This is a genomic window from Kutzneria sp. 744 (assembly GCF_000568255.1).
GTDB lineage: Bacteria > Actinomycetota > Actinomycetes > Mycobacteriales > Pseudonocardiaceae > Kutzneria.
Genome location: NZ_KK037166.1, coordinates 5,467,295 through 5,489,533 on the forward strand (window position 1 = coordinate 5,467,295; position 22,239 = coordinate 5,489,533).

Annotated in this window: 21 protein-coding genes and 3 pseudogenes; 7 read left to right on the forward strand and 17 right to left on the reverse strand. The window is 70.2% G+C overall.

Annotated features, from left to right (window positions below; all coding sequences use genetic code 11):
- Positions 1 to 119: 119 nt before the first annotated feature.
- The 3 genes and pseudogenes from KUTG_RS63885 to KUTG_RS24490 all read left to right on the forward strand — a co-directional run.
- Positions 120 to 260: pseudogene (locus tag KUTG_RS63885) on the forward strand (IS30 family transposase); the annotation flags it as partial.
- A gap of 70 nt (positions 261 to 330) precedes the next feature.
- The gene (locus KUTG_RS24485) at positions 331 to 588 is read left to right on the forward strand and encodes a hypothetical protein (RefSeq protein WP_043719905.1); all 258 of its coding nucleotides are present in this window, start codon (positions 331 to 333) and stop codon (positions 586 to 588) included.
- 10 nt (positions 589 to 598) lie between these two features.
- The gene (locus KUTG_RS24490; protein ID WP_369794503.1) at positions 599 to 1,138 is read left to right on the forward strand and encodes a 2'-5' RNA ligase family protein; all 540 of its coding nucleotides are present in this window, start codon (positions 599 to 601) and stop codon (positions 1,136 to 1,138) included.
- A 21-nt stretch (positions 1,139 to 1,159) separates the two neighbouring features.
- Here KUTG_RS24490 and KUTG_RS24495 read toward each other — a convergent pair whose 3' ends face one another.
- Positions 1,160 to 1,918, reverse strand: coding sequence for an alpha/beta fold hydrolase (locus tag KUTG_RS24495; protein ID WP_043719908.1), 759 nt, complete (start codon positions 1,916 to 1,918; stop codon positions 1,160 to 1,162).
- Between the two features lie 33 nt (positions 1,919 to 1,951).
- On the opposite strand from KUTG_RS24495, the gene KUTG_RS24500 reads away from it, so the two are divergent.
- Complete coding sequence (locus tag KUTG_RS24500) at positions 1,952 to 3,361, forward strand: M1 family metallopeptidase (RefSeq protein ID WP_043719911.1); 1,410 nt, start codon at positions 1,952 to 1,954, stop codon at positions 3,359 to 3,361.
- Here KUTG_RS24500 and KUTG_RS24505 read toward each other — a convergent pair.
- The 5 genes from KUTG_RS24505 to KUTG_RS24525 all read right to left on the reverse strand — a co-directional run bounded on the left by KUTG_RS24505 (position 3,351) and on the right by KUTG_RS24525 (position 9,593).
- The gene (locus KUTG_RS24505; RefSeq protein WP_043719913.1) at positions 3,351 to 4,478 is read right to left on the reverse strand and encodes a WD40/YVTN/BNR-like repeat-containing protein; all 1,128 of its coding nucleotides are present in this window, start codon (positions 4,476 to 4,478) and stop codon (positions 3,351 to 3,353) included. The two genes, KUTG_RS24500 and KUTG_RS24505, sit on opposite strands and share 11 nt — an antisense overlap.
- 57 nt (positions 4,479 to 4,535) lie before the next feature.
- Entirely contained in the window at positions 4,536 to 5,210 is a 675-nt protein-coding gene (locus tag KUTG_RS24510; protein ID WP_157494739.1) for a beta propeller repeat protein, read from the reverse strand.
- Positions 5,211 to 5,291: 81 nt separating this feature from the next.
- On the reverse strand, positions 5,292 to 6,302 hold the full coding sequence (locus KUTG_RS24515; protein ID WP_232240922.1) for an endonuclease/exonuclease/phosphatase family protein: 1,011 nt from the start codon (positions 6,300 to 6,302) through the stop codon (positions 5,292 to 5,294).
- Positions 6,303 to 6,401: 99 nt separating this feature from the next.
- Positions 6,402 to 8,948, reverse strand: a complete 2,547-nt coding sequence (locus tag KUTG_RS24520; RefSeq protein WP_043719918.1) for an ATP-dependent Clp protease ATP-binding subunit — start codon at positions 8,946 to 8,948, stop codon at positions 6,402 to 6,404.
- Positions 8,949 to 9,209: 261 nt separating this feature from the next.
- A complete protein-coding gene (locus tag KUTG_RS24525; protein ID WP_043719919.1) occupies positions 9,210 to 9,593 on the reverse strand; it encodes a MarR family winged helix-turn-helix transcriptional regulator in 384 nt (127 codons plus the stop codon).
- A gap of 153 nt (positions 9,594 to 9,746) precedes the next feature.
- Here KUTG_RS24525 and KUTG_RS24530 point away from each other — a divergent pair, with 153 nt between their 5' ends.
- Positions 9,747 to 11,138: an MFS transporter gene (locus KUTG_RS24530; RefSeq protein WP_232241482.1), complete on the forward strand. Its 1,392-nt coding sequence runs from the start codon at positions 9,747 to 9,749 to the stop codon at positions 11,136 to 11,138.
- A 191-nt stretch (positions 11,139 to 11,329) separates the two neighbouring features.
- Here KUTG_RS24530 and KUTG_RS24535 read toward each other — a convergent pair whose 3' ends face one another.
- The 6 genes and pseudogenes from KUTG_RS24535 to lysS form a co-directional block, all read right to left on the reverse strand.
- The gene (locus tag KUTG_RS24535; RefSeq protein WP_043719922.1) at positions 11,330 to 12,097 is read right to left on the reverse strand and encodes an ABC transporter ATP-binding protein; all 768 of its coding nucleotides are present in this window, start codon (positions 12,095 to 12,097) and stop codon (positions 11,330 to 11,332) included.
- A gap of 73 nt (positions 12,098 to 12,170) precedes the next feature.
- Positions 12,171 to 12,452, reverse strand: a pseudogene (locus KUTG_RS24540) (ATP-binding cassette domain-containing protein); the annotation flags it as partial.
- Complete coding sequence (locus KUTG_RS24545; protein ID WP_043719923.1) at positions 12,449 to 13,504, reverse strand: FecCD family ABC transporter permease; 1,056 nt, start codon at positions 13,502 to 13,504, stop codon at positions 12,449 to 12,451. The pseudogene KUTG_RS24540 and the gene KUTG_RS24545, both read right to left, overlap by 4 nt.
- Positions 13,501 to 14,514 (reverse strand): FecCD family ABC transporter permease, encoded by a 1,014-nt coding sequence (locus KUTG_RS24550; RefSeq protein ID WP_043719925.1) that lies wholly within the window; start codon positions 14,512 to 14,514, stop codon positions 13,501 to 13,503. Before KUTG_RS24550 ends, KUTG_RS24545 begins: the two co-directional genes overlap by 4 nt.
- Before the next feature lie 193 nt (positions 14,515 to 14,707).
- A complete protein-coding gene (locus tag KUTG_RS24555; RefSeq protein WP_043719927.1) occupies positions 14,708 to 15,058 on the reverse strand; it encodes a histone-like nucleoid-structuring protein Lsr2 in 351 nt (116 codons plus the stop codon).
- A gap of 120 nt (positions 15,059 to 15,178) precedes the next feature.
- Complete coding sequence (gene lysS, locus KUTG_RS24560) at positions 15,179 to 16,687, reverse strand: lysine--tRNA ligase (RefSeq protein ID WP_043719929.1); 1,509 nt, start codon at positions 16,685 to 16,687, stop codon at positions 15,179 to 15,181.
- Between the two features lie 57 nt (positions 16,688 to 16,744).
- Between lysS and KUTG_RS24565 the strand changes: the two genes are divergently transcribed.
- A complete protein-coding gene (locus KUTG_RS24565; protein ID WP_043719930.1) occupies positions 16,745 to 17,500 on the forward strand; it encodes a class I SAM-dependent methyltransferase in 756 nt (251 codons plus the stop codon).
- Positions 17,501 to 17,601: 101 nt separating this feature from the next.
- Here the strand turns inward: KUTG_RS24565 and KUTG_RS24570 are convergent, their stop codons facing one another.
- The 5 genes from KUTG_RS24570 to KUTG_RS24590 all read right to left on the reverse strand — a co-directional run bounded on the left by KUTG_RS24570 (position 17,602) and on the right by KUTG_RS24590 (position 21,941).
- Complete coding sequence (locus KUTG_RS24570; protein WP_043719932.1) at positions 17,602 to 18,375, reverse strand: type III pantothenate kinase; 774 nt, start codon at positions 18,373 to 18,375, stop codon at positions 17,602 to 17,604.
- A gap of 6 nt (positions 18,376 to 18,381) precedes the next feature.
- A complete protein-coding gene (gene panD, locus KUTG_RS24575) occupies positions 18,382 to 18,846 on the reverse strand; it encodes an aspartate 1-decarboxylase (RefSeq protein ID WP_043719935.1) in 465 nt (154 codons plus the stop codon).
- A 12-nt stretch (positions 18,847 to 18,858) separates the two neighbouring features.
- Positions 18,859 to 19,749 carry a pantoate--beta-alanine ligase gene (panC, locus tag KUTG_RS24580; RefSeq protein ID WP_043719938.1) on the reverse strand — a complete coding sequence of 297 codons (891 nt, stop codon included), beginning with the start codon at positions 19,747 to 19,749 and terminating at the stop codon, positions 18,859 to 18,861.
- Entirely contained in the window at positions 19,746 to 20,639 is an 894-nt protein-coding gene (locus KUTG_RS24585; RefSeq protein ID WP_043719940.1) for a Rossmann-like and DUF2520 domain-containing protein, read from the reverse strand. The genes panC and KUTG_RS24585 overlap by 4 nt, the downstream gene beginning before the upstream one ends.
- A 141-nt stretch (positions 20,640 to 20,780) precedes the next feature.
- Entirely contained in the window at positions 20,781 to 21,941 is a 1,161-nt protein-coding gene (locus KUTG_RS24590; RefSeq protein ID WP_052395364.1) for a PrsW family intramembrane metalloprotease, read from the reverse strand.
- Positions 21,942 to 22,004: 63 nt separating this feature from the next.
- Between KUTG_RS24590 and KUTG_RS61620 the strand changes: the two are divergent.
- Positions 22,005 to 22,239: pseudogene (locus tag KUTG_RS61620) on the forward strand (hypothetical protein); the annotation flags it as partial.

Genomic DNA, 22,239 nt, shown 5'->3' on the forward strand with positions numbered 1-22,239 from the left:
GAGTCGCATCGATGACCAGACGAGATCGAGACCGTGCCCCGGCCGGGACCACTCGGGCCCCCTCCCGGCGTGGCACACGTCCGGACACCGAACGCCTCACTCACTTTGCGCTGGTGAACCAGGGTGTAGGCAACGAGAACACGAACTGCTTGCTGCGCAAGTACTTCCCCAAAGTCACCGACCTATCGGTGCACACCGCCGAGCACCTGGACACGGTCTCGGCCGGGCTGAACGACCGGCCCCGCGAGACACTCGGGTGGGTTGGGGGCTGTCCCGGTAGCGGTAGGCGCTCCGGTTGCCGGGTTCGATGCGACCCCTCACCCTGTCGCCATGGCGACCTGCGATGTCTGCGGCAACGACTACTGGATGGCGTTCGAGATCCGGACGGTGAGCGGCGAGAGCCACTGGTTCGACTCCTTCGAGTGCGCGATGGAGAAGCTGGCGCCGAGGTGCGAGCGGTGCAACTGCCGGATCGTGGGCCATGGCGTCGAGGTGGACGGCCGGTTCTACTGCTGCGCACACTGCGCGCGGACGGTGGCCGAGCTGGGCAACCAGATCCGTGACGCGGTGGGGGTTCGCCCCAGCTGAGCAGTGTTGGATGGACTCCATGGCACAGGCCCTGGAGTTCTTCTTCGACGGCGAGGCCGACACAGGAGTTCGAGGGCTGTGGCAGCGGCTGGAGCGGGCCGGCGTGCCGAGCCTGGCCACCCGCAGCCACCGCCGGCACCGGCCGCACGTCACCTTCGCCCTGGGCGGCGCCTTCACCCGGCAGACCCGAGCGGACCTCACGGCCGAGCTGAACCTGCTGGCGCTGCCCAGCATCTGGCTGTACACCCTGGGCACCTTCCCCACCACGGAGAACAACCTGGTGCTCACCGCGGTGGTCGACAACGAACTGCTGGCGGTCCACTCCGCGGTGCACGACGTGCTGGCGAAGAAGGTCAAGAACCCCTCGGCCTACTACCTGCCGGGCTCCTGGGTGCCGCACTGCGCACTGGCACAGGAGATCGACACCGCCACCCTGGCCGCCGGAATCGCGGCGCTGCACCCGGTCGAGCCCATCCGCGCCAAGGTCGACGAGGTCGGCATCACGGACACCGTCACGGGCGAGGTCGACGTTCTGTTCGCACGTTCTTGAGCCTGAGGACCCGCTGCCGGCTCAGCCGTCGAGCAGGCCCGAAAGGAAGGCCTCGACGGCTCCGCGGTAGACGTCGGGGGCGCTGAGCTGGACGAGGTGGCCGGCGCCTTCGACCAGGATGTGGCGGCCGTCGGGGACGCGGGCGGCCATGGCCTCTTGCTGCCCGGCGGGCATGAAGGTGTGCTCGGCCTCGATGACGAGCAGCGGGGCCTGGACGCGGGAGACGAAGGGCCAGTAGTCGCGGCGGCCCCATTCGGCGGCGATGGAGTAGAGGTCGTCGAGATCGGCGATGAGGTGGTAGCCGTCGGGCCGTTCCTCGAAGCACTCGACGAAGTAATCGCCGACCGGGCCGAAGAACGACCGGACGTGGGCCAGGGACTGGAACGACGTGGGCCAGCTGGAGAACTCGCCCCGCCAAGAGTCGACGGTGCGGCCGCGCTGGTCGGGGGCGAAGTCCTCGACGACGACGCCACGGACCAACGAGGGCTCCAGTGCAGCGAGAACGAGGGCGTGTAGGCCGCCCATGGAGTGGCCGATGACCACGGCGGGGCCCAGGTCGAGATCACGGATCACGGCAGCGGCGTCGGATGCGAAGTCCTCGGTGCGCCAAACGCCGCCGCGATGCGTATTACGACCGTGTCCCCGCGCATCGAGACCGACCACCCGCCCGTAGCGGACCAGCCACTGCGCCGCCGGCCACCAGGTGGTTGCCCGGCCCATCAGCCCGTGCAGCAGCACAATGCCGGGGCCGGAGCCACCGAACTCGACGACATCGAACACGGAGCACTCATACCACCTGGTACACACATCGGCATGCGGGTTCGAAAAATGGCGGCGATGCTGGCGATCGCTGCGTTGTGCGCGGCCTGCACCCCGACGATGAAAGCGGCGGGCGACGGCGTCGAGGGCACGGCCGGGGCCAGGACGGCGGGCGACCCGTACTACCCGACCAGCGGCAACGGCGGCTACAACGCGTCGAACTACGTCGTGGCCGTCACGTACGACCCGAAGTCGCACCACCTGGACGGCGACACCACGATCACGGCCAAGGCCAAGCAGGCGCTCAGCGAGTTCAGCCTCGACCTGGTCGGCCTCGATGTCCGCACGGTGACGGTGGACGGCCAGGCCGCGGAAACCGAGCGGGCCGGCGACAAGCTGGCGGTCAAGCCGGCGGAGGCCATCGCCGAGGGCAACACCTTCACGGTCGAGGTGCAGTACGGCGGCGAGCCGAACCCGGTGAAGTCGAAGAAGCTGGGCTCGGAGGGCTGGCAGATCTCCAGCACCGGCGGCGCGTTCGCGGCGGGCGAGCCGCACTCGGCGGCCACCTGGTACCCGGTCGACGACACCCCGACCGACAAGGCGTCCTTCCACCTGGCGGTCAGGGTCCCGGACGGCTGGAGCGTGATCTCCAACGGCGTGCCCGGCCACAACGAGTCCGGCGGCGGCTGGACGACGTACCGCTGGGACGAGCCGGAGCCGATCGCCTCGTACCTGACCACGGTCGGCATCGACCACTGGACGATGGCCACCGGCAAGCTGGCCGACGGCACTCCTGTGGTGTCGGCGTTCGCCCCGGGCACGGACGACAAGAAGCCCCTTGAGACGCGGCTGCCGGAGATTCTGGACTTCCTGTCGTCCAAGTTCGGCAAGTACCCGCAGGACGCCGCCGGCGGCATCTTCCTCGCCGACAAGATCAGTTTCTCGTTGGAGACGCAGACCCGGCCCATCTACGCCAAGTGGACCGACCTGAGCACGATCGTGCACGAGAACGCCCACCAGTGGTGGGGTGACTCGGTGTCGGTGCAGCAGTGGAAGGACGTCTGCCTCAACGAGTGCCTGGCCAGCTACGCGCAATGGCTGTGGTCGGAGGCCAAGGAGGGCGCGAACCTGGACGACACGTACCGCAGGGCGGTGCAGAAGGGCCCGCAGATCTTCGCCGGCAAGCTCTATGACATGGGCGCCGGCAACGAGTTCGGCGCCGTCTACAGCAAGGGCCCGATGGCCCTGCACGCTCTGCGCCGCACCATCGGCGACGACGCCTTCTTCCAGGTCCTCAAGACCTGGCCGGCGTTGCACCGCGACGGCAACGCCACCTGGCCCCAGTTCGAGTCGTACGTGCAGCTGATCAGCGGCAAGGACCTGAACGGCTTCTTCGACGCCTGGTTCCGCGGCACGACGCAGCCCGCGGACCAATACCTCTGGCCGGGCACCCTCAAGCCCTGACCCACACGTCCTTCACCCCCACCGCGATCACCCGCCCGTCGGCCAGCGTGGTCACGGCCTGCGGCGCGTCGTCGCAGCCGAGGTCGCCGCGCTGCCACGAGCCGTCGGTGCTCGTCGTCCACACCACGCCGCACCTGCCGCTGGCACCGACCAGCACGATGTCCTCGTCCTTGCCGCCAGTGGCGTCGAGGACCACGCCGCTGCCCAGCGCGGCGGTGTCGGTCTTGGTCCAGGCCACGCCGTCCGGGCTGCTGGCCAGGAACGGCCGGTTCTCGTCGCTGCCGACGATCAGCCAACCGTGCTCGGTGCGCAGCACCTTGGCGATGCTTGTGGTGCCCGGGACGCTCGGGATCTCGTGCTGCTGCCAGCTCTGGCCGCCGTCGGTGGAGCGCCAAGTGGTGAGCCGTCCGCCGCCGGCGGACGCTGACGCGACGATCGTGTTGTCGCTGGAGGCCATCGGGCCGACGTAGTTGCCCTCGGCCTGGGGCAGCTCGACCGGGGCCAGGGTGTGGCCGCCATCGGTCGAGGTCCACATCAACGCGGCGCTGTGGCCACCGACCGTCTGCCCGCCGCCGATCACCAGCCGATCGCCGGACTGCACCACGGAGTTGGCCCGGCCGCTGTCGCCGGTCTCGTCGGAAGGCTTGTGCCAGGGCAGGTGCAGGTCGGCCAGCGTGGTCACGCTGCCGTCCGGCGCGAGGCGCTGCACGGAGCTGTCCACGCCGATGACCGACCCGTCGTTCAGGGCCACCGCGCCGTGCGCGGCCAGGCCCGAACCGTCCCAACCGCCTTGGCTCGGCGGCCGGTCCCCTGCTGTGGCGGGCTTGTTCACGGGCAGCGAGAACCGGGTGCAGGCTGTGTCGCCGGTCCAGTTCGCGCCGACGTCGCGGTAGCCGTTCTCGAACACGCCGACTCCGACGGCGCACTGGTCGACCGTCAGCAGGTGCCGGATGCCCGCGCCGGGTCGGGCGTAGCCGCCGTCCGCGGTCGGCGCGGACACGGCGTTGTCGTGCCGGACGAAACCGAGCGCCGGGTCCGACGGTCCGGCCGGTGCGGGACGGCCGCAGCCGGCCAGGGCCAGCGCGAGCAGCACGACAACGGTGAGCTTCCCCCTCATGCGGGAAGCATGGCAGGGTCCGGCCGAGGATCAATGCGTAGAACTACCCGTCACGGCTCAAGCCCTGACCCACACCGAGGACGTGCCGACGACGATCACCCGCCCGTCGGCCAGGGCGGCGGTCGCCCTGGGCTGCTCGTCGCAGCCGAGGTCGACACGGCGCAGCGAGTCCGCGGCGCCGATCCACGCCGCGCCACAGCCGAACTGACTGCCGTCGGTCGGGGCCTCGCCGATGATCACCACGTCGTCCGACTTGGCGACGGTGGCGTCGCTGACCTCGCGGGCGCTCAGCTTGGAGGTGTCCAGCACGTGCCAGGCGATGCCGTCCGAACTGCTGGCCAGGAACAGATTGCTGTCCAAGCCGGTGCCGACCATCAGCCAACCCCGCGCGGTCTGCAGCAGGCGTTTGATGAGCGGCTTCACGTCGCCGGTGGCCAGCTTGGTCAGCTGCCAGCTGCGGCCGCCATCGGTCGAGCGCCAGGTGCCGACGCCATTGTCCTCGGCCCATTGCTCGACGGCCACGATCGTGCTGGCGCTCGCCGCCATCGGGCCGACCATGCCGTTGACCGGCGGCAACTGCACGGCCGCCACGGTCCTGCCGCCGTCGTCGGAGGTCCACAGCAGCGGGGTCGACTTCTTGTCGTCGCCCTGCCCGCCGCCGATCACCGAGCCGTCGGGCATGGCGATGGCGGGAAACGCGTCCAAGCCATGCCCCGGGGCGTTCGACAGCACCGTGAACGACGTGCAGTCGGCGTTGCCGGTCCAGTCCGCGGCGACATGGCCGTTGTCGTCGGCGTAGACGCCGGGAGCATGTCAGACCTGTGGGCCCACAACGAACTGGGTCAGCACGGCCTTGTGGTCGCCGCCGGGCACGGCGAAGGTGGCGAAGGAGTCGACGGGGCAGCGCTTGTCGACCAGGACGTGGTCGATGGGCAGCAGGGGCGGCAGGGAGCCGTCGGTGGGCCAGGTGGGCTGCAGGCCCTGGCCGACCTGGGATGCGGCGTCGGTGTAGCCGCTGACCAGGGCGGATCGCAGCCCGGCGTGGTCGACGGTGGCGTTGAAGTCGCCGGCAAGGACCATCGGCGGGGTGCCGTCGACGGGGTCGGGCAGGGCGTCGAGCTCCCGTTTCCACGTGTCGGTGGTGTTGTCGTCGGTCGGCGGCCGCACGTGCACGGACTCGATCTGGACGGTCCGCTGCTGCGGCAGCGACACCCGGGCGCTGACCTGGGGAAAGGTGGTCGGCGGGTCGATGGTGACGGATTGCAGCGGGTACCGGGAGGCGAGGCCGGAGCCGGTGGGGCCGTCACCGGGGGCGAACAGCTGGGACGGCAGCTCGGCGGAGAGGCCGGCGGCGTTGAGGGCGGTCGCCGACGAAGGAGTGAGCTCCTGGAACGCCACGACGTCGACGTGCTGGTCCCGAATCAGGGCGACGACGCTGGCGGCGTTGGCCCGGCCCTGGGCCAGGTCCACGCTCAGCGCCCGCACGGTGGGCCCGGTGCCGAGCGACCGGGGTGCGGTGAAGGACCGAGGGGCGATGGCGGCGACCAGGCAGGCGGTGAAGGCCAGCGCCACCGCGGCGACGGCCCAGCGCCGGAACAGCATGGAGAACAGCACCAGCAGCGCCCCGCCGCCGGCCGCGAACGGAGTGCCGGCCAGCAGCACCACCATGACGTGGTCGCCGTCGATGCCGAGCAGCCGCAGCGCGACCATGGCGATCACGGCCGCGGTGAGCAGGCAGAGCAGGAAGGTCAGCGGCGTGCCGCCGACCCGTCGCCGACCTTCGTCCAGGTAGGCGGGCGCCCGGCGGGGTGCACGGGTTCGCACGCTGCTGGCCACACCATCCATTGAACACGACAAAGGGCGGTTCCCCGGCGAACCCGGGAAACCGCCCTTTGTCTTCAGCCTTGACTCAGCAGAACTGCGTCACTCGCCGTCGAACTCCTGCACGGCGTCGCCACCGTGGGCGGCCAGGCCGACCGGCGGGGCGTCCGGGATCCGCAGCGGACGGGTCTCGCCGCGGAACACGAAGTGCGCCTTGTCGTCGGAGCCGGTGCCGTCCCAGCCCTCCACGTCGCAGAGGATGATCTGGCCGGGCTGCAGCTCCCCGAACAGGATCTTCTCCGACAGCTGGTCCTCGATCTCGCGCTGGATCGTGCGACGCAGCGGCCGCGCGCCCAGCACCGGGTCGAAGCCGCGCTTGGCCAGCAGAGCCTTGGCCAGCGGGGTCAGCTCCAGCGACATGTCCTTGTTCTTCAGCTGGGCCTCGACGCGCGTGGCCATCAGGTCGACCATCTTGATGATCTCGTCCTGGGTCAGCTGGTGGAACACGATGATGTCGTCGATGCGGTTGAGGAACTCCGGGCGGAAATGCTTCTTCAGCTCGTCGTTGACCTTGATCTTCATCCGCTCGTAGTTCGAGCCCTCGACACCACCGCCGGAGAAGCCCAGCCCGACGGCCTTGGAGATGTCCTGCGTGCCCAGGTTGGAGGTGAAGATGATCACGGTGTTCTTGAAGTCCACCGTGCGGCCCTGGCCGTCGGTCAGGCGGCCGTCCTCCAGCACCTGGAGCAGCGTGTTGTACACCTCCTGGTGCGCCTTCTCGATCTCGTCGAACAGCACCACCGAGAACGGCTTGCGGCGCACCTTCTCGGTGAGCTGGCCGCCCTCCTCGTAGCCCACGTAGCCGGGAGGCGCACCGAACAGTCGGGACGCGGTGTACCGGTCGTGGAACTCGCCCATGTCGATCTGGATGAGCGCGTCGTCGTCGCCGAACAGGAAGTTGGCCAGCGCCTTGGACAGCTCGGTCTTACCGACACCGGACGGGCCGGCGAAGATGAACGAGCCCGAGGGGCGCTTGGGGTCCTTCAGACCGGCGCGCGTCCGGCGGATCGCCTTGGAGACGGCCTTGACGGCCTCCTCCTGGCCGATGATCCGCTTGTGGACCTCGTCCTCCATGCGGAGCAGACGGGTGGTCTCCTCCTCGGTGAGCTTGAAGACGGGGATGCCGGTCCAGTTGGCCAGCACCTCCGCGATCTGCTCGTCGTCGACCTCGGCGACGACGTCGAGGTCGCCGTCCTTCCACTGCTTCTCGCGCTCGGCCTTCTGGGCGAGCAGCTGCTTCTCCTGGTCACGCAGCTTCGCGGCCCGCTCGAAGTCCTGCGCGTCGATCGCGGACTCCTTGTCCCGGCGCACGTCGGCGATCTTCTCGTCGAACTCGCGCAGGTCCGGCGGCGCGGTCATGCGGCGGATACGCATCCGGGCGCCGGCCTCGTCGATCAGGTCGATCGCCTTGTCCGGCAGGAACCGGTCGTTGATGTACCGGTCGGCCAGCGTGGCCGCGGCCACCAGCGCCGAGTCGGTGATCGAGACGCGGTGGTGCGCCTCGTACCGGTCGCGCAGACCCTTGAGGATCTCGATGGTCTGCTCCAGCGTCGGCTCGCCGACCTGGATCGGCTGGAACCGGCGCTCAAGGGCCGGGTCCTTCTCGACGTACTTGCGGTACTCGTCGAGGGTGGTCGCGCCGATGGTCTGGAGCTCGCCGCGGGCCAGCATCGGCTTGAGGATGCTGGCGGCGTCGATCGCACCCTCGGCGGCGCCCGCGCCGACCAGGGTGTGGATCTCGTCGATGAACAGGATGATGTCGCCGCGGGTGCGGATCTCCTTGAGCACCTTCTTGAGGCGCTCCTCGAAGTCACCGCGGTAGCGGGAGCCGGCGACCAGCGAGCCCAGGTCGAGGGTGTAGAGCTGCTTGTCCTTGAGCGTCTCGGGCACCTCGCCCTTGACGATCATCTGGGCAAGGCCCTCGACGACGGCGGTCTTGCCGACGCCCGGCTCGCCGATGAGCACCGGGTTGTTCTTGGTCCGGCGCGAGAGCACCTGCATGACCCGCTCGATCTCCTTGGCCCGGCCGATGACCGGGTCCACCTTGCCCTCGCGGGCAAGCGCGGTGAGATTGCGGCCGAACTGGTCCAGCACGAGCGAGGAGGACGGAGTGCCCTCGCCGCGGCCGCCGGCCTCGGCCGGCTCCTTGCCCTGGTAGCCGGACAGCAGCTGAAGCACCTGCTGGCGGACGCGGTTGAGGTCCGCGCCCAGCTTGACCAGGACCTGGGCGGCCACGCCCTCGCCCTCGCGGATCAGTCCGAGCAGGATGTGCTCGGTGCCGATGTAGTTGTGGCCGAGCTGCAGCGCTTCGCGCAGCGACAGCTCAAGCACCTTCTTGGCCCGGGGCGTGAACGGGATGTGCCCGCTCGGCGCCTGCTGACCCTGACCGATGATCTCTTCCACCTGCTGGCGAACGCCCTCGAGGGCGATGCCCAGCGACTCCAGCGCCTTGGCGGCGACACCCTCACCCTCGTGGATCAGACCCAGGAGGATGTGCTCGGTGCCGATGTAGTTGTGGTTGAGCATCCTGGCCTCTTCTTGAGCCAGGACGACCACCCGCCTCGCGCGGTCGGTGAACCTCTCGAACATATGCACTCCCTGACAGCTGCGTCGGCGGTCCTCCACCCACCCATGACCTCGCCGGTGGGGTCAGCACCTGGGGTCCACTGTAGTAGGCGGACCCGTTGCTCTCAGTGCCGCTCGCAGCCGCAGACCCCGCGAGCGCCCTGACGCATGGCACAACGTGGGTTCTGACAGGCAGATTCCCATTGTCCGCTTACCGCGAACAAGCCACCATCAGCTGACTTTCACTGTGAGCGGGGTCACCAAAAGGGTGAAATTCGGACAGGCTCAGCTCAGTTTGGCGGCCAGCACCGAGCGGTGCGTGGGGGCCGCGGCGGCGTGCCGGGCGCGACCGTTCTCCGTCAGCTCGACGTAGATGCCGCGGCGGTCGTCGGCGCACAGCGCCCGGGTGACCAGACCGTCGGCCTCAAGGCGGGCGACGACCCGGGACAGGGCGCTCTGGCTGAGCTGGACGCTCTTGCCGAGCTCCTGCATGCGCACGGACGGCTTGTCGCAGCAGCTCTCGGCGAGCTGGTCGAGCACCTCGAACTCGCTGGCCCCCAGGCCGTGCCCCTCGCGCAGCTCACGATCGAGCGTGCACCACGTGGCGTGGTAGCGCCCAAGCAGGTCGCGCCAGGTGCTGACGAGCTCGTTCTCGGTCACGTCCCGCATCTTAGTCCCCACCGTCATAAAATTCCAACGCATTAAATCCTCTTGCATTAGATGCAGCTGCATGTAGTGTTGCTGGACGTGACCACACCCGCAACACCCGTCCTGTCCGCCCAGCCCGGCGCGCGCTGGCCCGCCAGCCTGTGGGCGGCGCTGATGCTGCTGTGCGGCGTGCTCTTCCTGGACGGCCTCGACGTCTCCATGGTCGGCGTCGCGCTGCCCTCGATCGGCTCCGAGCTGCACATGTCCACCTCGTCGCTGCAGTGGGTGATCAGCGGCTACGTGCTCGGCTACGGCGGCTTCCTGCTGCTGGGCGGGCGCACCGCCGACCTGCTCGGCCGCCGTCGCGTGCTGCTGATCGCGCTGGGCGTGTTCGCCGGCGCCTCGCTGCTCGGCGGCCTGGTCGACGACCCGACGCTGCTGATCGCCGCCCGCTTCATCAAGGGCGCCGCCGCCGCGTTCACCGCCCCGGCCGGCCTGTCGATCATCACCACCACGTTCCCCGAGGGCCCCGCCCGCAACCGCGCCCTGTCCATCTACACGGCGTTCGGGGCCAGCGGCTTCTCCTCCGGCCTGATCCTCGGCGGCCTGATGACCGAGGTCGGCTGGCGCTGGACCTTCCTGATGCCGGCCCCCATCGCCGTGCTGGTGCTGCTGCTGGGCATCAAGCTCATCCCCAACCACGGCCGTCCCGACGGCCCGCGACAGGGCTACGACGTACTGGGCGCCGCGACCAGCACGCTCGCGCTGCTGCTGCTCGTCTACACGGTCGTGTCGGCCTCCGAGATCGGCTGGGCCTCGCCACTCACCCTCGGCTCGTTCGCGGTGGTGATCGCCCTGGTGGTCGCCTTCGTGGTGATCGAGAGCCGGGTCGCGCACCCGCTGCTGCGCCTGGGCATCCTGCGGAACAAGAACGTGCTGGCGGCCGACCTGACCGCGATGGCCGTGTTCGGCTCCTACGCCGGCTTCCAGTTCATCGGCACCATCTACATGCAGTCGCTGCTGCACTGGTCGCCGCTGAGCATGGCGCTCGCGTTCCTGCCGGCCGGCCTGATCGTCGCCTTCGGCGGGCCGCGCACCGGCGCTCTGGTCAACCGCTTCGGCAACGGCCGGGTCATCGCGGTCGGGCTGGCCGCCTTCGTGGTGGCGTACGGGCTGTTCCTGCAGATCGACGCCAACCCGAACTACGCGATCGCCATCCTGCCCAGCATGATCCTGCTGGGTGTCGGCTTCGCGCTGTCCTTCCCGGCGCTGAACATGCAGGCCACCACCGGCGTCTCCGACGACGAGCAGGGCCTGGCCGCCGGCCTCGTGCAGACGTCCTTCCAGGTCGGCGGGGCCATCGCGCTGGCCGTGGTGACCGCGGTGCTCAACGCCGCCACGCCCCGGACCACCGCCGAGGTCATCGCCAGCTACCACCCGGCTCTGGCCGTGGTGACCGGCGTGGCCCTGCTCGGCCTGATCGCCACCGTGTCGATCAGCGGCCTGCGCAAGCCCAAGGCCGACGAGGTCGAGCCGGCACGGCAGCCGGAGCTCGTCGAAGCCTGATGCCCTCGGCTCGCCGGGATCCGTGGGGGAGTCGGCGAGCCACCACCCGGTCGGTCCGCCCGACCGGGTGGCCCCTTAAACCACATGAGCTCCACACGTGGCCTCTGATGCCACATGTGGAGCTCATGTGGCATCAGGGACCTCGATCGGGGGATATGGGCTGGCAGCGGGGATTACGTGCGGTGGCGGGGTCACGTGCGGTGACGGGTGCCGATGGGGACGACGAGCGGGGTGCCGGCGACGGGGTCGTCGATGACCTTGGCCTCCAGGTCGAAGACGTCGCGGAGCAGGTCCTCGGTCAGCACGTCGTGCGGACGGCCCTGGGCGACGACCTTGCCGGCCCGCAGGGCGACGAGCCGGTCGGCGTAGCGGGCGGCGAGGTTGAGGTCGTGCAGCACCATCACGACGGTCCGGCCGAGCTCGCTGTGCAGGCGCTGCACCAGGTCCAACACGTCGACCTGGTGGGCCAGGTCGAGATACGTGGTGGGCTCGTCGAGCAGCAGCAGCTCGGTGCCCTGGGCCAGCGCCATGGAGATCCACGCCCGCTGCCGCTGGCCGCCGGAGAGCTGGTCGAGGGTCCGGTCGGCTAACTCGGTCATGCCGGTCATGGCCAGCGCCTCGTCGATGGCGGCGTGGTCGTCCGAGGACCACTGCCGGTACCAGGCCTGGTGCGGGTGCCGGCCGCGGGCGACGAGATCGGCGACGGTCAGTCCCTCGGGGGCCTGCGGCGACTGCGGCAGCACGCCGAGCAGCTTGGCAACCTCGCGGGTCGGCATCCTGTCGATCCGCTTGCCGTCCAGCAGCACCTGCCCGCCCCGCGGTGCCAGCAGCCGTCCCATGGCCCGCAGCAGCGTGGACTTTCCGCAGCCGTTAGGGCCGATCACGGCGGTGATCGTGCCGCCGACGACGTCCAGGTCCAGCCCGTCGACGACCAGCGAGTCGCCGTATCCGAGCTGAATCGACTCGGTCCCGCATTCGTGGGCGTCACGCCCGCACCTCTCAACTAGATCAGCATGACCCGAGATCGGCGACGGTCAGTCCCTCGGGGGCCTGCGGCGACTGCGGCAGCACGCCGAGCAGCTTGGCAACCTCGCGGGTCGGCATCCTGTCGATCCGCTTGCCGTCCAGCAGCACCTGCCCGCCCCGCGGTGCCAGCAGCCGTCCCATGGCCCGCAGCAGCGTGGACTTTCCGCAGCCGTTAGGGCCGATCACGGCGGTGATCGTGCCGCCGACGACGTCCAGGTCCAGCCCGTCGACGACCAGCGAGTCGCCGTAGCCGAGCTGAAGCGACTCGGCCCGCAGTCGTGGCGTCACGCCCGCACCTCCCGGCGCTTGCGAATGATCAGGAACATCAGGTAGGGCGCGCCGAGCACGGCCGTGACGACGCCGACCGGCAGCTCGATGCCGAACGTCGTGCGGGCGATCAGATCGGAGACGCTGACCAGCAGCGCCCCGATGACCGCCGAGGCCACCAGCGGCGGCCGGGCCGTGCCGGCGAGCCGCTGGGCGATCTGCGGCGTGGCCAGGGCGACGAAGAACACCGGGCCGGCCGCCGCCGTCGCGATGGCGGCCAGGATGACCGCGATGAGGATCAGCGCGAACCGGCTCAGCTCCACCCGGACCCCGAGATTGCGCACGGTGTCGTCGTCGAACTGGAGCGCCCCGAGCACATGCGCCCCGACCAGCGACAACGGCAGGAACACGGCCAGCGCGACGGCCACCGGCACCAGGTCGGACCAGCTGCGGCCGTTGAGGCTGCCGGTGATCCACACCAGCGCCTGCCCGGCCTGGCTGATGTCGCCGATGGTGAGCAGCCAGTACGTGAGGTTGAGCATGAAGGCCTGCACGCCGATGCCGACCAGCACCAGCCGGTAGCCGTCGACGCCACGCCGCCACGCCAGGACGTAGACCAGGGCGGCCGACAGCAGGCCGCCGATCAGCGCCGCCACCGGCAGGCCGATCGCGGCGGCGATGGTGGCCGCGCCGCCGTAGGTGCTGGCCAGCACGATCACACCCACCGCGCCGGCCGAGGCGCCGGGCGTGACGCCGAGGACGTCGGGGCTGGCCAGCGGATTGCGGGAGATCGCCTGCGTGATCGCGCCGGACACGCCGAACGCGGCCCCGATCAGCAGGCCGGTCAGCGTCCGCGGCAGCCGCAGGTCGAAGACGATGTACTGCTCCGCCGCGTCGCCGCCGCCGAACAGCACGCGCAGCACGTCGCCGACGGTCATCGGGAAGTCGCCGAGGCGGATGTTCAGCGCCACCACCAAAACCGTGATGGCCAGGGCCACCAGCGGCACCACCAGCGGCCGCAGCCGGAACCTCAGGCCGACCGGGCCGAGCCGCAGGCCCTGCAGCGCCGTCACAGCCGCACCATCCGCTTGCGCCGCACGATGCCCACGAACACCGGCGCCCCGATCAACGCCAGCACAATGCCCACCTGGAGTTCGCTCGGCCAGGCGATCACCCGTCCGATGATGTCGGCGACCAGCAGCAGCACCGCGCCGATCAGTCCCGAGTAGGGCAGCAGCCAGCGGTGGTCCGGTCCCGTGATGAACCGGGCCACGTGCGGCACCACCAGCCCGACGAAGCCAATCGGCCCGCACGCGGCGACCGCGCCGCCGGTGAGCAGCGTGATCGCGACGATGCCGAGCAGCCGGGTCCGCGTCACGTGCTGGCCGATGGACCGGGCCACGTCCTCGCCCAGCGACAGCGCGTTCAGGCCGGGGGCGTTGGCCAGCGCCAGGACCAGGCCCACGGCCAGGAACGGCAGCACCTGCCCGATGACCACCGGGTCGCGGCCGGCGACCGCGCCGACCCGCCAGAACCGGAACGCCTCCAGGCTCTGCTGGTCGATCACGGCCATGGCGGAGATCAGGCCGACCATCAGCGCGCTCACCGCCGCCCCGGCCAGCGCCAGCGTCAGCGGCGTCGGGCCGCCCCGGCCGGCGCTGCCGAGCAGGAACACCAGGCCGGTCGTGACGACCGCGCCGAGGAAGGCCAGCCAGACGTAGCTGTACAGGCTGGTCATACCGAACGCGAAGATGCCCACCACCACGGCGAAGGCCGCGCCGCTGGTGACGCCCAGCAGACCCGGGTCGGCCAGCGGGTTGCGGGTGTGGCCCTGGATCAGCGAGCCCGCCACGCCCAGCGCGATGCCGGCCAGCACCGCCAGCTCGGTCCGTGGGACGCGTAGCGAGCGGATGATGATGTCGTTCTCGGTGCCGGTCGGCGCGACCAGGCCGTGCCAGACGCCGTCGAGGCCGATGGGCTTGGAGCCGATCGCGATGCTGGCCAAGCCCGCCGCCGCGGCCAACCCGACCAGGACGAGGAGCCCGACGATGCGGCGACGACGTCGCCGCGCGAGTGCGCCCACCTGCCCTCCCCTCCGACTTTGGTTAGCCTAACCGCAGTCACGAGGAGGAAGAGCCACGGCCCACCCAACCCAGGGGGCTGTCCCCCGGCCCATTTTACCAACGGAACGGGGTGTCGATCTTGGAGTTGGGCGGGCCTGTGGACAACTCGAGGGGCCGCCCTCGCGGACGGCCCCTCGGCAGAAAGCTCGGCGTTCAGGCCTGCTGGTGGTAGGCGTCCAGCACCTCGGCCGGGATGCGGCCGCGGTCGGAGACCTTCATGCCCTGCTTGCGCGCCCATTCCCGAATGGCCTGGTTCTGCTCGCGGTCCGCGGCGGCGGGACGCGCCTTGCTCACGCCGCCGAGTGGACGGCCGGCGACACGCTTGCGGCCACCGGAACGGCGGGCCGATGCGACGAATGACGCCAATCCGTCGCGCAACTTGTTCGCATTGCCGGCGGAAAGATCGATCTGGTACGCCACGCCATCGAGAGCGAACTCGAGAGTCTCACTGGCCTCGGACCCGTCAAGGTCGTCGATCAGGGCGACAGTCACCTTCTGCGCCATGAGCGGCCTCCTACACCAAGTACGCCGCGGAAACGGTATCGGCGGCTGCCCGGAAATCTGCCTTGAGGACAGATTAGCGCATATCTAACGCGCCCCGTCAATGGCAGCCGCCGAAACACCTCATTCGGGTCGCACGAGTGGGAACAGGATCGTCTCCCGGATACCGAGACCGGTGAGCGCCATCAGCAGCCGATCGATGCCCATTCCGACACCACCGCTCGGTGGCATTCCGTACTCCAACGAACGCAGAAAGTCCTCATCCACCGGCATCGCCTCGGCGTCGCCGGCCGCGGCCAGCCGCGCCTGGGCCACCAGGCGCTCCCGCTCGACCACCGGATCGACCAGCTCGGAGTAACCGGTGGCCAGCTCGAATCCGCGGACGTAGAGGTCCCACTTCTCGGCCAGTCCCGGCGTATCCCGGTGCTCGCGGGTCAGCGGCGAGGTCTCCACCGGGAAATCGCGCACGAATGTCGGCTCGTGCAGGTGGTCGCCGACCAGGTGCTCCCACAGTTCTTCGACGAGCTTTCCGTGCCCGAGCTTCGGATCCACCTCCAGCCCGCGCGCGTCGGCGTGCTTGCGCAGCAGCTCGGCCGGGGTCTGCGGGGTGATCTCCGAGTCCAGCGCCTCGGACAGTGACTCGTACATGGTCAGCGTGGTCCACTCGCCGGACAGGTCGTACTCGCCGCCCTCGGCCAGCGTCACGACCTGCGTGCCCAGCACGGCCTGCGCCGCCTCCTGGATGAGCTGCCTGGTCAGCACGGCCATCGAGTCGTAGGTGCCATAAGCCTGGTAGAACTCGAGCATCGCGAACTCCGGCGAGTGCGAGGAGTCGGATCCCTCGTTCCGGAAGTTCCTGTTGATCTCGAAGACCTTCTCGATACCGCCGACCACACAGCGCTTGAGGTAAAGCTCCGGCGCGATCCGCAGGAACAGGTCAATGCCGAGCGCGTTCGAGTGCGTGACGAACGGACGAGCGGTGGCGCCGCCCTGCAACGTTTGCAGCATGGGCGTCTCGACTTCGAGGAAACCCCGGCCGTGGAACGATTCACGCAGCGATCGCACAACGCCCGCCCTTGTGCGGACGGTCTCCATCGCCTGCGGCCGCAGGATCAGGTCGACGTAACGCTGCCGAATGCGCGTTTCCTCGGCCAGCTCCTTGTGCGCCACCGGCAGCGGGCGAACGGACTTGGCCGCCATCCGCCACTCGTCGGCCATCACCGAGAGTTCGCCGCGGCGGGAGGTGATGACCTCACCGTGAACAAATACGTGATCGCCCAGGTCGACCGTGGACTTCCAGTCGGAAAGGGCCTCTTCGCCGACCTGCGCGAGGCTCAGCATCGCCTGGAGTTCGGTTCCGTCACCCTCACGCAACGTGGCGAAGCACAGCTTGCCGGTGTTGCGGACGAACATGACACGGCCGGTGACGCCGACGATGTCGCCGGTCGCGGTGTCCGGGGCCAGATCCGTGTGCGATTCACGGACCTCGCGCAGCGTGTGGGTGCGCGGCAGCTCGACCGGATAGGGCGACACCCCCCGTTCCAGCATCCGCTCACGCTTCTCCCGGCGGATGCGGAGCTGCTCGGGGAGGTCGTCGTCCGTGGCGGAATGGGAAGGGTTGTGTTCGGTCACGGCTCACAAGGTTACGGACTCACCCGCCGTTACCACGAACCGGATAACTTCGAGGCCATGGCACGCGATGAGTTGATCTCCAGGCGGGCGTCCTCGTTCGGCAGCCGGGCGGCCGACTACGCGGAACACCGCCCCGACTATCCCGTCGACGCGGTCCGCTGGGCGCTCGAACCCGTCACCGCCGACCGGCCGAAGGTGCTGGATCTGGCCGCCGGCACGGGAAAGCTGACCGCGGTGATCACCGGACTCGGGCTGGAGGTCGTCGCCGTCGAGCCGGACGACGCGATGCGGGGCGAGCTGGCGGTGCTGATGCCGGAGGTCACGGCGATGGCCGGCACCGCCGAGCAGATCCCGCTGCCGGACGCCTCCGTGGACGCGGTGCTGGTCGGGCAGGCCCTGCACTGGTTCGACCACGAGAAGGCGCTGCCGGAGATCGGCCGTGTGCTGCGCCCCGGCGGCGTGCTGGCCGGGCTGTGGAACGACGACGACCTGAGCATCGACTGGGTGCGCAACCTCGACCGCATCCACTCCTCGACCGACAACCGGCAGAACAAGCGGGGCATCGACCTGCCGGTGGAGCTGGGGCCGTTCGGCGAGCTGACGCATGGCGAGTTCCGGCACTCCCAGCGGCGGACCGCGGAGTCGTTGGTCGCCACGGCCAGCACGCACTCGCTGTTCCTGACCATGGCCGAGCCGGAGCGCTCTCAGACCCTGGACGCGATGCTGGCGTACCTGAAGTCGCAGCCGCAGACCGCCGACGGCGAGTTCGACTACCCGCTACGAACCGAGGTCCTCCGCACCATCCGGCTTTGACGCTCTCCCCCATTTTTTCGCCACATGTGGCGCACATGTGGCGCCTGAAGTCGAATGTGCGCCACATGTGGAAGAAAAGTGGAGGGGTAGGGCGTCGGGAGCTACGAGGCGTTGCGCTCGTAGACCAGGCGCAGCCCGAGCAAGGTCAACTCGGGCACGTGGTGCTGGATCGTCTCCGACTCGGGCACGATCACCGGCGCCAGGCCGCCGGTGCCGATCACGTTCACCGGCCCGGCGCCGGCCGCCGCCAGCTCGCGGGTCATCCGCCGGACCAGGCCGTCGACCTGGCCGGCGTAGCCGTACAGCAGCCCCGACTGCAGGCACTCCACGGTGGTGCGGCCGATCACCGACCGGGGGCGGGCCACCTCCACCTTGCGCAGCTGGGCGCCGCTGACGGCCAGGGCCTCGGCGGAGATCTCCACGCCGGCCAGGAACGCGCCGCCGAGGAACTCGCCCTTGGCAGTGGACACGTCGATGTTGGTGACGGTGCCGAAATCGGCCACCACACAGGCGGTTCCGTACAGATGGTGAGCGGCCATCGTGTTCACCAGCCGGTCGCCGCCCACCTCCTTGGGGTTGTCCACCAGCAGCGGCACGCCGGTCCGCACCCCGGGCTGCACCACGATCCGCGGCACGTCGCCGTAGTAGCGGCCGAGCATGACCCGCAGCTCCCGCAGCACCGCGGGCACGGTCGACAGGGCCGACACCCCGGTCACCTGATCGGCGAAGGCGCCGAGCATGCCTCGCATGCCCAGCGCCAGCTCGTCGGCGGTCATCCGTGCGTCGGTGCGCATCCGCCAGTCGTGCACCAGCTCATCGCCCCGGTACAGGCCGAGGGAGATGTTGGTGTTGCCGATGTCCACGCACAGCAGCACAGGTGGTTACGCCTCCGCCTGCAGCAGCGCGTCCAGCCGGGCCGCGTCGGAGGTCTCGGGGTGCATCTCGCCACCGGAGCGCAGCCCGGAGCCGAACGGCGCGTGCGCGGGATCGTCGCCGCGGTCGAGGATCCGGTTGTCGGCGTCGACGAACACGATCTTCGGCCGGTAGGCGATGGACTCGATCTCGTCCATCACGCCGTAGGAGATGAGGATGACGAGGTCGCCGGGGTGCACCAGGTGCGCGGCGGCGCCGTTGATGCCGATCACGCCGCTGCCCCGCTCGCCGGGGATGACGTAGGTCTCCAGGCGGGCGCCGTTGGTGATGTCGACGATCGCGACCTGCTCGCCGGGCAGCAGGTCGGCCGCCTGCATCAGGTCCTCGTCGATGGTCACCGAGCCGACGTAGTTCAGGTCGGCCTGGGTGACGGTGGCTCTGTGGATCTTGGACTTCAGCATCGTACGGAACATGTCCGCCCCCTCTTACTGGTTCGCGACCACGGCGCCGAGCTGCACCGAGGCGTTGTCGATCAGCCGGGTGGTCCCGACCTTGGCGGCGACCAGCAGCCGCGCGTCCCCGGTCGCCGGCGCGGGGCCGAGGTCGGGGGAACGCAGCTCCAGGTAGAACACGTCCACGCCGTCCTGGGCGGCCAGCACGTCGCCGGCGGCCTTCAGCGCGGCCTCCGCGCCGTCGAAGCCGGCATGCCGGCCCGCCGCGAGCGCGGCCGACAGGGCCACCGCGGCCTCGCGCTGCTCCTTGGACAGGTAGACGTTGCGTGAGGACAGGGCCAGGCCGTCGGCCTCCCTGATGATCGGCACGCCCACGACCCGCACGTCGAAGTGCAGCTCGCGGACCATCCGGCGGATCAGCGTGAGCTGCTGGTAGTCCTTCTCCCCGAAGAACGCCATGTCCGGCCGGACGATGTTGAACAGCTTGGCCACCACCGTGAGCACGCCGGCGAAGTGGCCGTGGCGGACCTCGCCCTCCAGCTCGTCGCCGAGCGGCCCGGCGTGCACGGTGATCTGCGGCGTCTCCGGGTAGATGTCCTCGACGCCCGGGGTGAACGCCAGCTCCACGCCCTCGGCGCGCAGCTTGGCCAGGTCGTCCTCCAGCGGCCGCGGGTAGCGGTCGATGTCCTCGCCCGCCCCGAACTGCAGCGGGTTCACGAAGATCGACACCACCACGACGGTGCCGGCGAACCGCTTGGCCCGGCGGATCAGCTCCAGGTGGCCCTCGTGCAGCGCGCCCATGGTCGGCACCAGCACGACCTTGCGGCCGGCGACACGCAGCGCCCTGGTGACCCGGCCCAGCTTCTCCGGGCTGGAGTGCACGGTCAGCTGCCCGGGCGCGTAGTCGGTCCGGGTCAGGTTCATCTTTCGGTCTCCTCGTCGAGCACGGAAAGGATCTCGGGCACGGCATCCGCCCGCAGCACGCCGGCCTCGGCGGCCCGGTGCGCGGTGCGGCGGGCCAGCGCCAGGTAGGCCTGCACGGTGTCGGGCGAAGCCTCTCGCAGCACGGTGACGTGCTTGCGGACCGTCCCGACGTCGCCGCGGGCGACCGGGCCCGTCAGGGCGCGGTCCCCGTGCCGCAGCGCGTTGTCCAGCGCCGCCGACAGCAGCGGGCTGATCACCCGCTCCGCCGGCTCGATGCCCGCGTTGCGCAACAGGTCCACGCATTCGGTGACCAGGGTGGCCAGGTGGTTGGCGCCGTGGGTCAGCGCCGCGTGATAGAGCGGGCGGACCGCCTCGGGCACCCGCACCGGCTCCGCGCCCATCTCCACGACCAGCGCCTCGCCGACGTTCCAGCCGGCCAGGTCGTCCTGGTTCGCCGTCACGCCGACGCAGCACGACACCACGCGGTGCAGGTCCTCCGGGCGACCGGTGAAGGTCATCGCCGGGTGCAGCGCCAGCGGCAGCACACCGACGTCGGCCGCCGGTCGAAGAACGTCGACCCCGTGCGCCCCGGAGGTGTGCACCACGATCTGGCCGGCGCGCAGCGAACCCGTCGCCACCAGACCGCGAACGAGGCCGCCGAGGGCGTCGTCCGGCACGGCCAGGAGCACCAGGTCCGACCGCGACGCGACTTCGTCCGGCGGCAGCAGCGGCACGTCCGGCAACAGCTCCTCGGCCCGGCGCACCGACGCCTTGGACACGGCGGACGCCGCTACGACGACGTGGCCCGCCCGGGCCAGCGCGGCGCCGAGCACCGAACCGACCCTGCCGGCGGACACCACGCCCACCGCGAGTCGGGCGGGGCGGGTCATGACAGGAGCTCCCTTGTGGCTGTTCCAGGCCCGATCAGACGCCGGGTACCGGACCGGACGAGGCTAACCGCAGTTGACGATTCAGCTTCCCGGCCGTGACTAGTTTCACGGGTGCCGCCGACACGGCTGAGGCCGGGTCGGTCATGCGCGCAGCCCATCCGTGCCGTTCTCACGCCCGTCCAGGTGATTGCGGGTGGCCCGCATGGCGTCCGGGGCGTTCACCGCCACCTGCCGGGCCGCCAGCATCGTGGCCAGCAGCCGGCGCTGCCGGTCGTCGGACTCGGGGCCGGCGGTGCCGTGTTCGACGGCGTCCCGCAGAAATGCCAGTTCCGTCGCGGCGGTCTGGTACTCGGACACGGCCTTGGCCGCCTGGCTGCCGGCCCGCTTGCGCACGGCCGCCCGCCAGCCTCGACGCCCGGTCAGGCTGGCCAGCAGCGACACCTCGCTGTCGGCGATCCAGCCCGCGGCGGCCATGCCCGGCAACTGCGCGGCCACCACCCGCTGCTCACGCCGTCGTTGCCAGACCACCACCGCCACCGTCGCGGCCAGAATCGGCAGTATCACGAGGAAGTACACGATGAGGAACGTGTTCGCGCCACCCAGCGTGGCCGAGGAGTTCCACAGCGAGTGCAGCAGCACCGCGCAGATGTACCCGACCAGCGGCGCGATGACCCGGACCTTGCTGCTGCGGGTGCGGGCCGCGATTCCGATGCCGATGCCGGTCATGCCGGTGAACAGCGGATGCGTGAACGGGGCGAGCACGCCGCGCAGCACGAAGGCGCCGATCACGCCGCCGGTCGCGCCGCCGAAGCCGTACTTCACGAAGGCCAGCCCGAAGTACTCGATGTTCTCGGTGAAGGCGAAGCCGGTGGCGACAAAGCCCGCGTAGACGATGCCGTCGACCAGGCCGTCGAACTCCTGCCGCCGCCACACCAACAGCCCGACCAGGAAGATGCCCTTGGCCGCCTCCTCGGCGACCGGCGCGGTGGCCACGGCCGCGAGGGTGTGCCCGCCGCCGTGCCCGAGCACGATGTCGCCCAAGGCCTCGGCGGTGCTGTTGAGCAGCAATGAGCAGATCGTCGCGCCGCAGGCGCCCCACAGGAAGGCCACCCAGAGCAGCTTCGCCGGCTCGGGCTCCCAGCGGTCGAGCCACAGGAACGCGGCGATGACCGGGCCGACCGGCAGCAGCGCGCCGGCCGCGCCGACGGCCACCCCGAGCGGGCCCACCTTGCCCACGCCGAGTCCGAGCAGAATGAGTGCGGCCAGGCCGAGGGCGATCAGTCCGACCACCGGGGCCAGCACGGTCCGGGTCCGTGGCGCTGCTGTCGTCACGGGGATGAACCATAGGGCCATGAGGTTGACCCAGTGGAATTAGACACAGTGGCACTCCCCGACTGGCATTCGGCTTGGCGGGCAGCCCTCTACGGCCCTACGGGCTTCTTCGCCCGCGGGTCGCGCCCGGCCGACCACTTCCGCACCTCGCCCTTGGTCGGGCCGGAACTGGCCGAGGCGGTGGTCGAGCTGCTGCACCGGGTGGACATGGCCCTGGACCGGCCGAATCCGCTGGATTTCGTGGACGTCGGGGCCGGCGGCGGCGAGC

Excerpts from the sequence above, each read along its gene's own strand:
- KUTG_RS24485 (WP_043719905.1), top strand. The coding sequence starts at position 331 with ATGGCGACCTGCGATGTCTGCGGCAACGACTACTGGATGGCGTTCGAG.
- KUTG_RS24490 (WP_369794503.1), top strand. The coding sequence starts at position 599 with ATGGACTCCATGGCACAGGCCCTGGAGTTCTTCTTCGACGGCGAGGCC.
- KUTG_RS24500 (WP_043719911.1), top strand. The coding sequence starts at position 1,952 with ATGCGGGTTCGAAAAATGGCGGCGATGCTGGCGATCGCTGCGTTGTGC.
- KUTG_RS24505 (WP_043719913.1), bottom strand. The coding sequence starts at position 4,478 with ATGAGGGGGAAGCTCACCGTTGTCGTGCTGCTCGCGCTGGCCCTGGCC.
- KUTG_RS24520 (WP_043719918.1), bottom strand. The coding sequence starts at position 8,948 with ATGTTCGAGAGGTTCACCGACCGCGCGAGGCGGGTGGTCGTCCTGGCT.
- KUTG_RS24525 (WP_043719919.1), bottom strand. The coding sequence starts at position 9,593 with ATGCGGGACGTGACCGAGAACGAGCTCGTCAGCACCTGGCGCGACCTG.
- KUTG_RS24530 (WP_232241482.1), top strand. The coding sequence starts at position 9,747 with ATGCTGCTGTGCGGCGTGCTCTTCCTGGACGGCCTCGACGTCTCCATG.
- KUTG_RS24555 (WP_043719927.1), bottom strand. The coding sequence starts at position 15,058 with ATGGCGCAGAAGGTGACTGTCGCCCTGATCGACGACCTTGACGGGTCC.
- KUTG_RS24565 (WP_043719930.1), top strand. The coding sequence starts at position 16,745 with ATGGCACGCGATGAGTTGATCTCCAGGCGGGCGTCCTCGTTCGGCAGC.
- panD (WP_043719935.1), bottom strand. The coding sequence starts at position 18,846 with ATGTTCCGTACGATGCTGAAGTCCAAGATCCACAGAGCCACCGTCACC.
- panC (WP_043719938.1), bottom strand. The coding sequence starts at position 19,749 with ATGAACCTGACCCGGACCGACTACGCGCCCGGGCAGCTGACCGTGCAC.
- KUTG_RS24585 (WP_043719940.1), bottom strand. The coding sequence starts at position 20,639 with ATGACCCGCCCCGCCCGACTCGCGGTGGGCGTGGTGTCCGCCGGCAGG.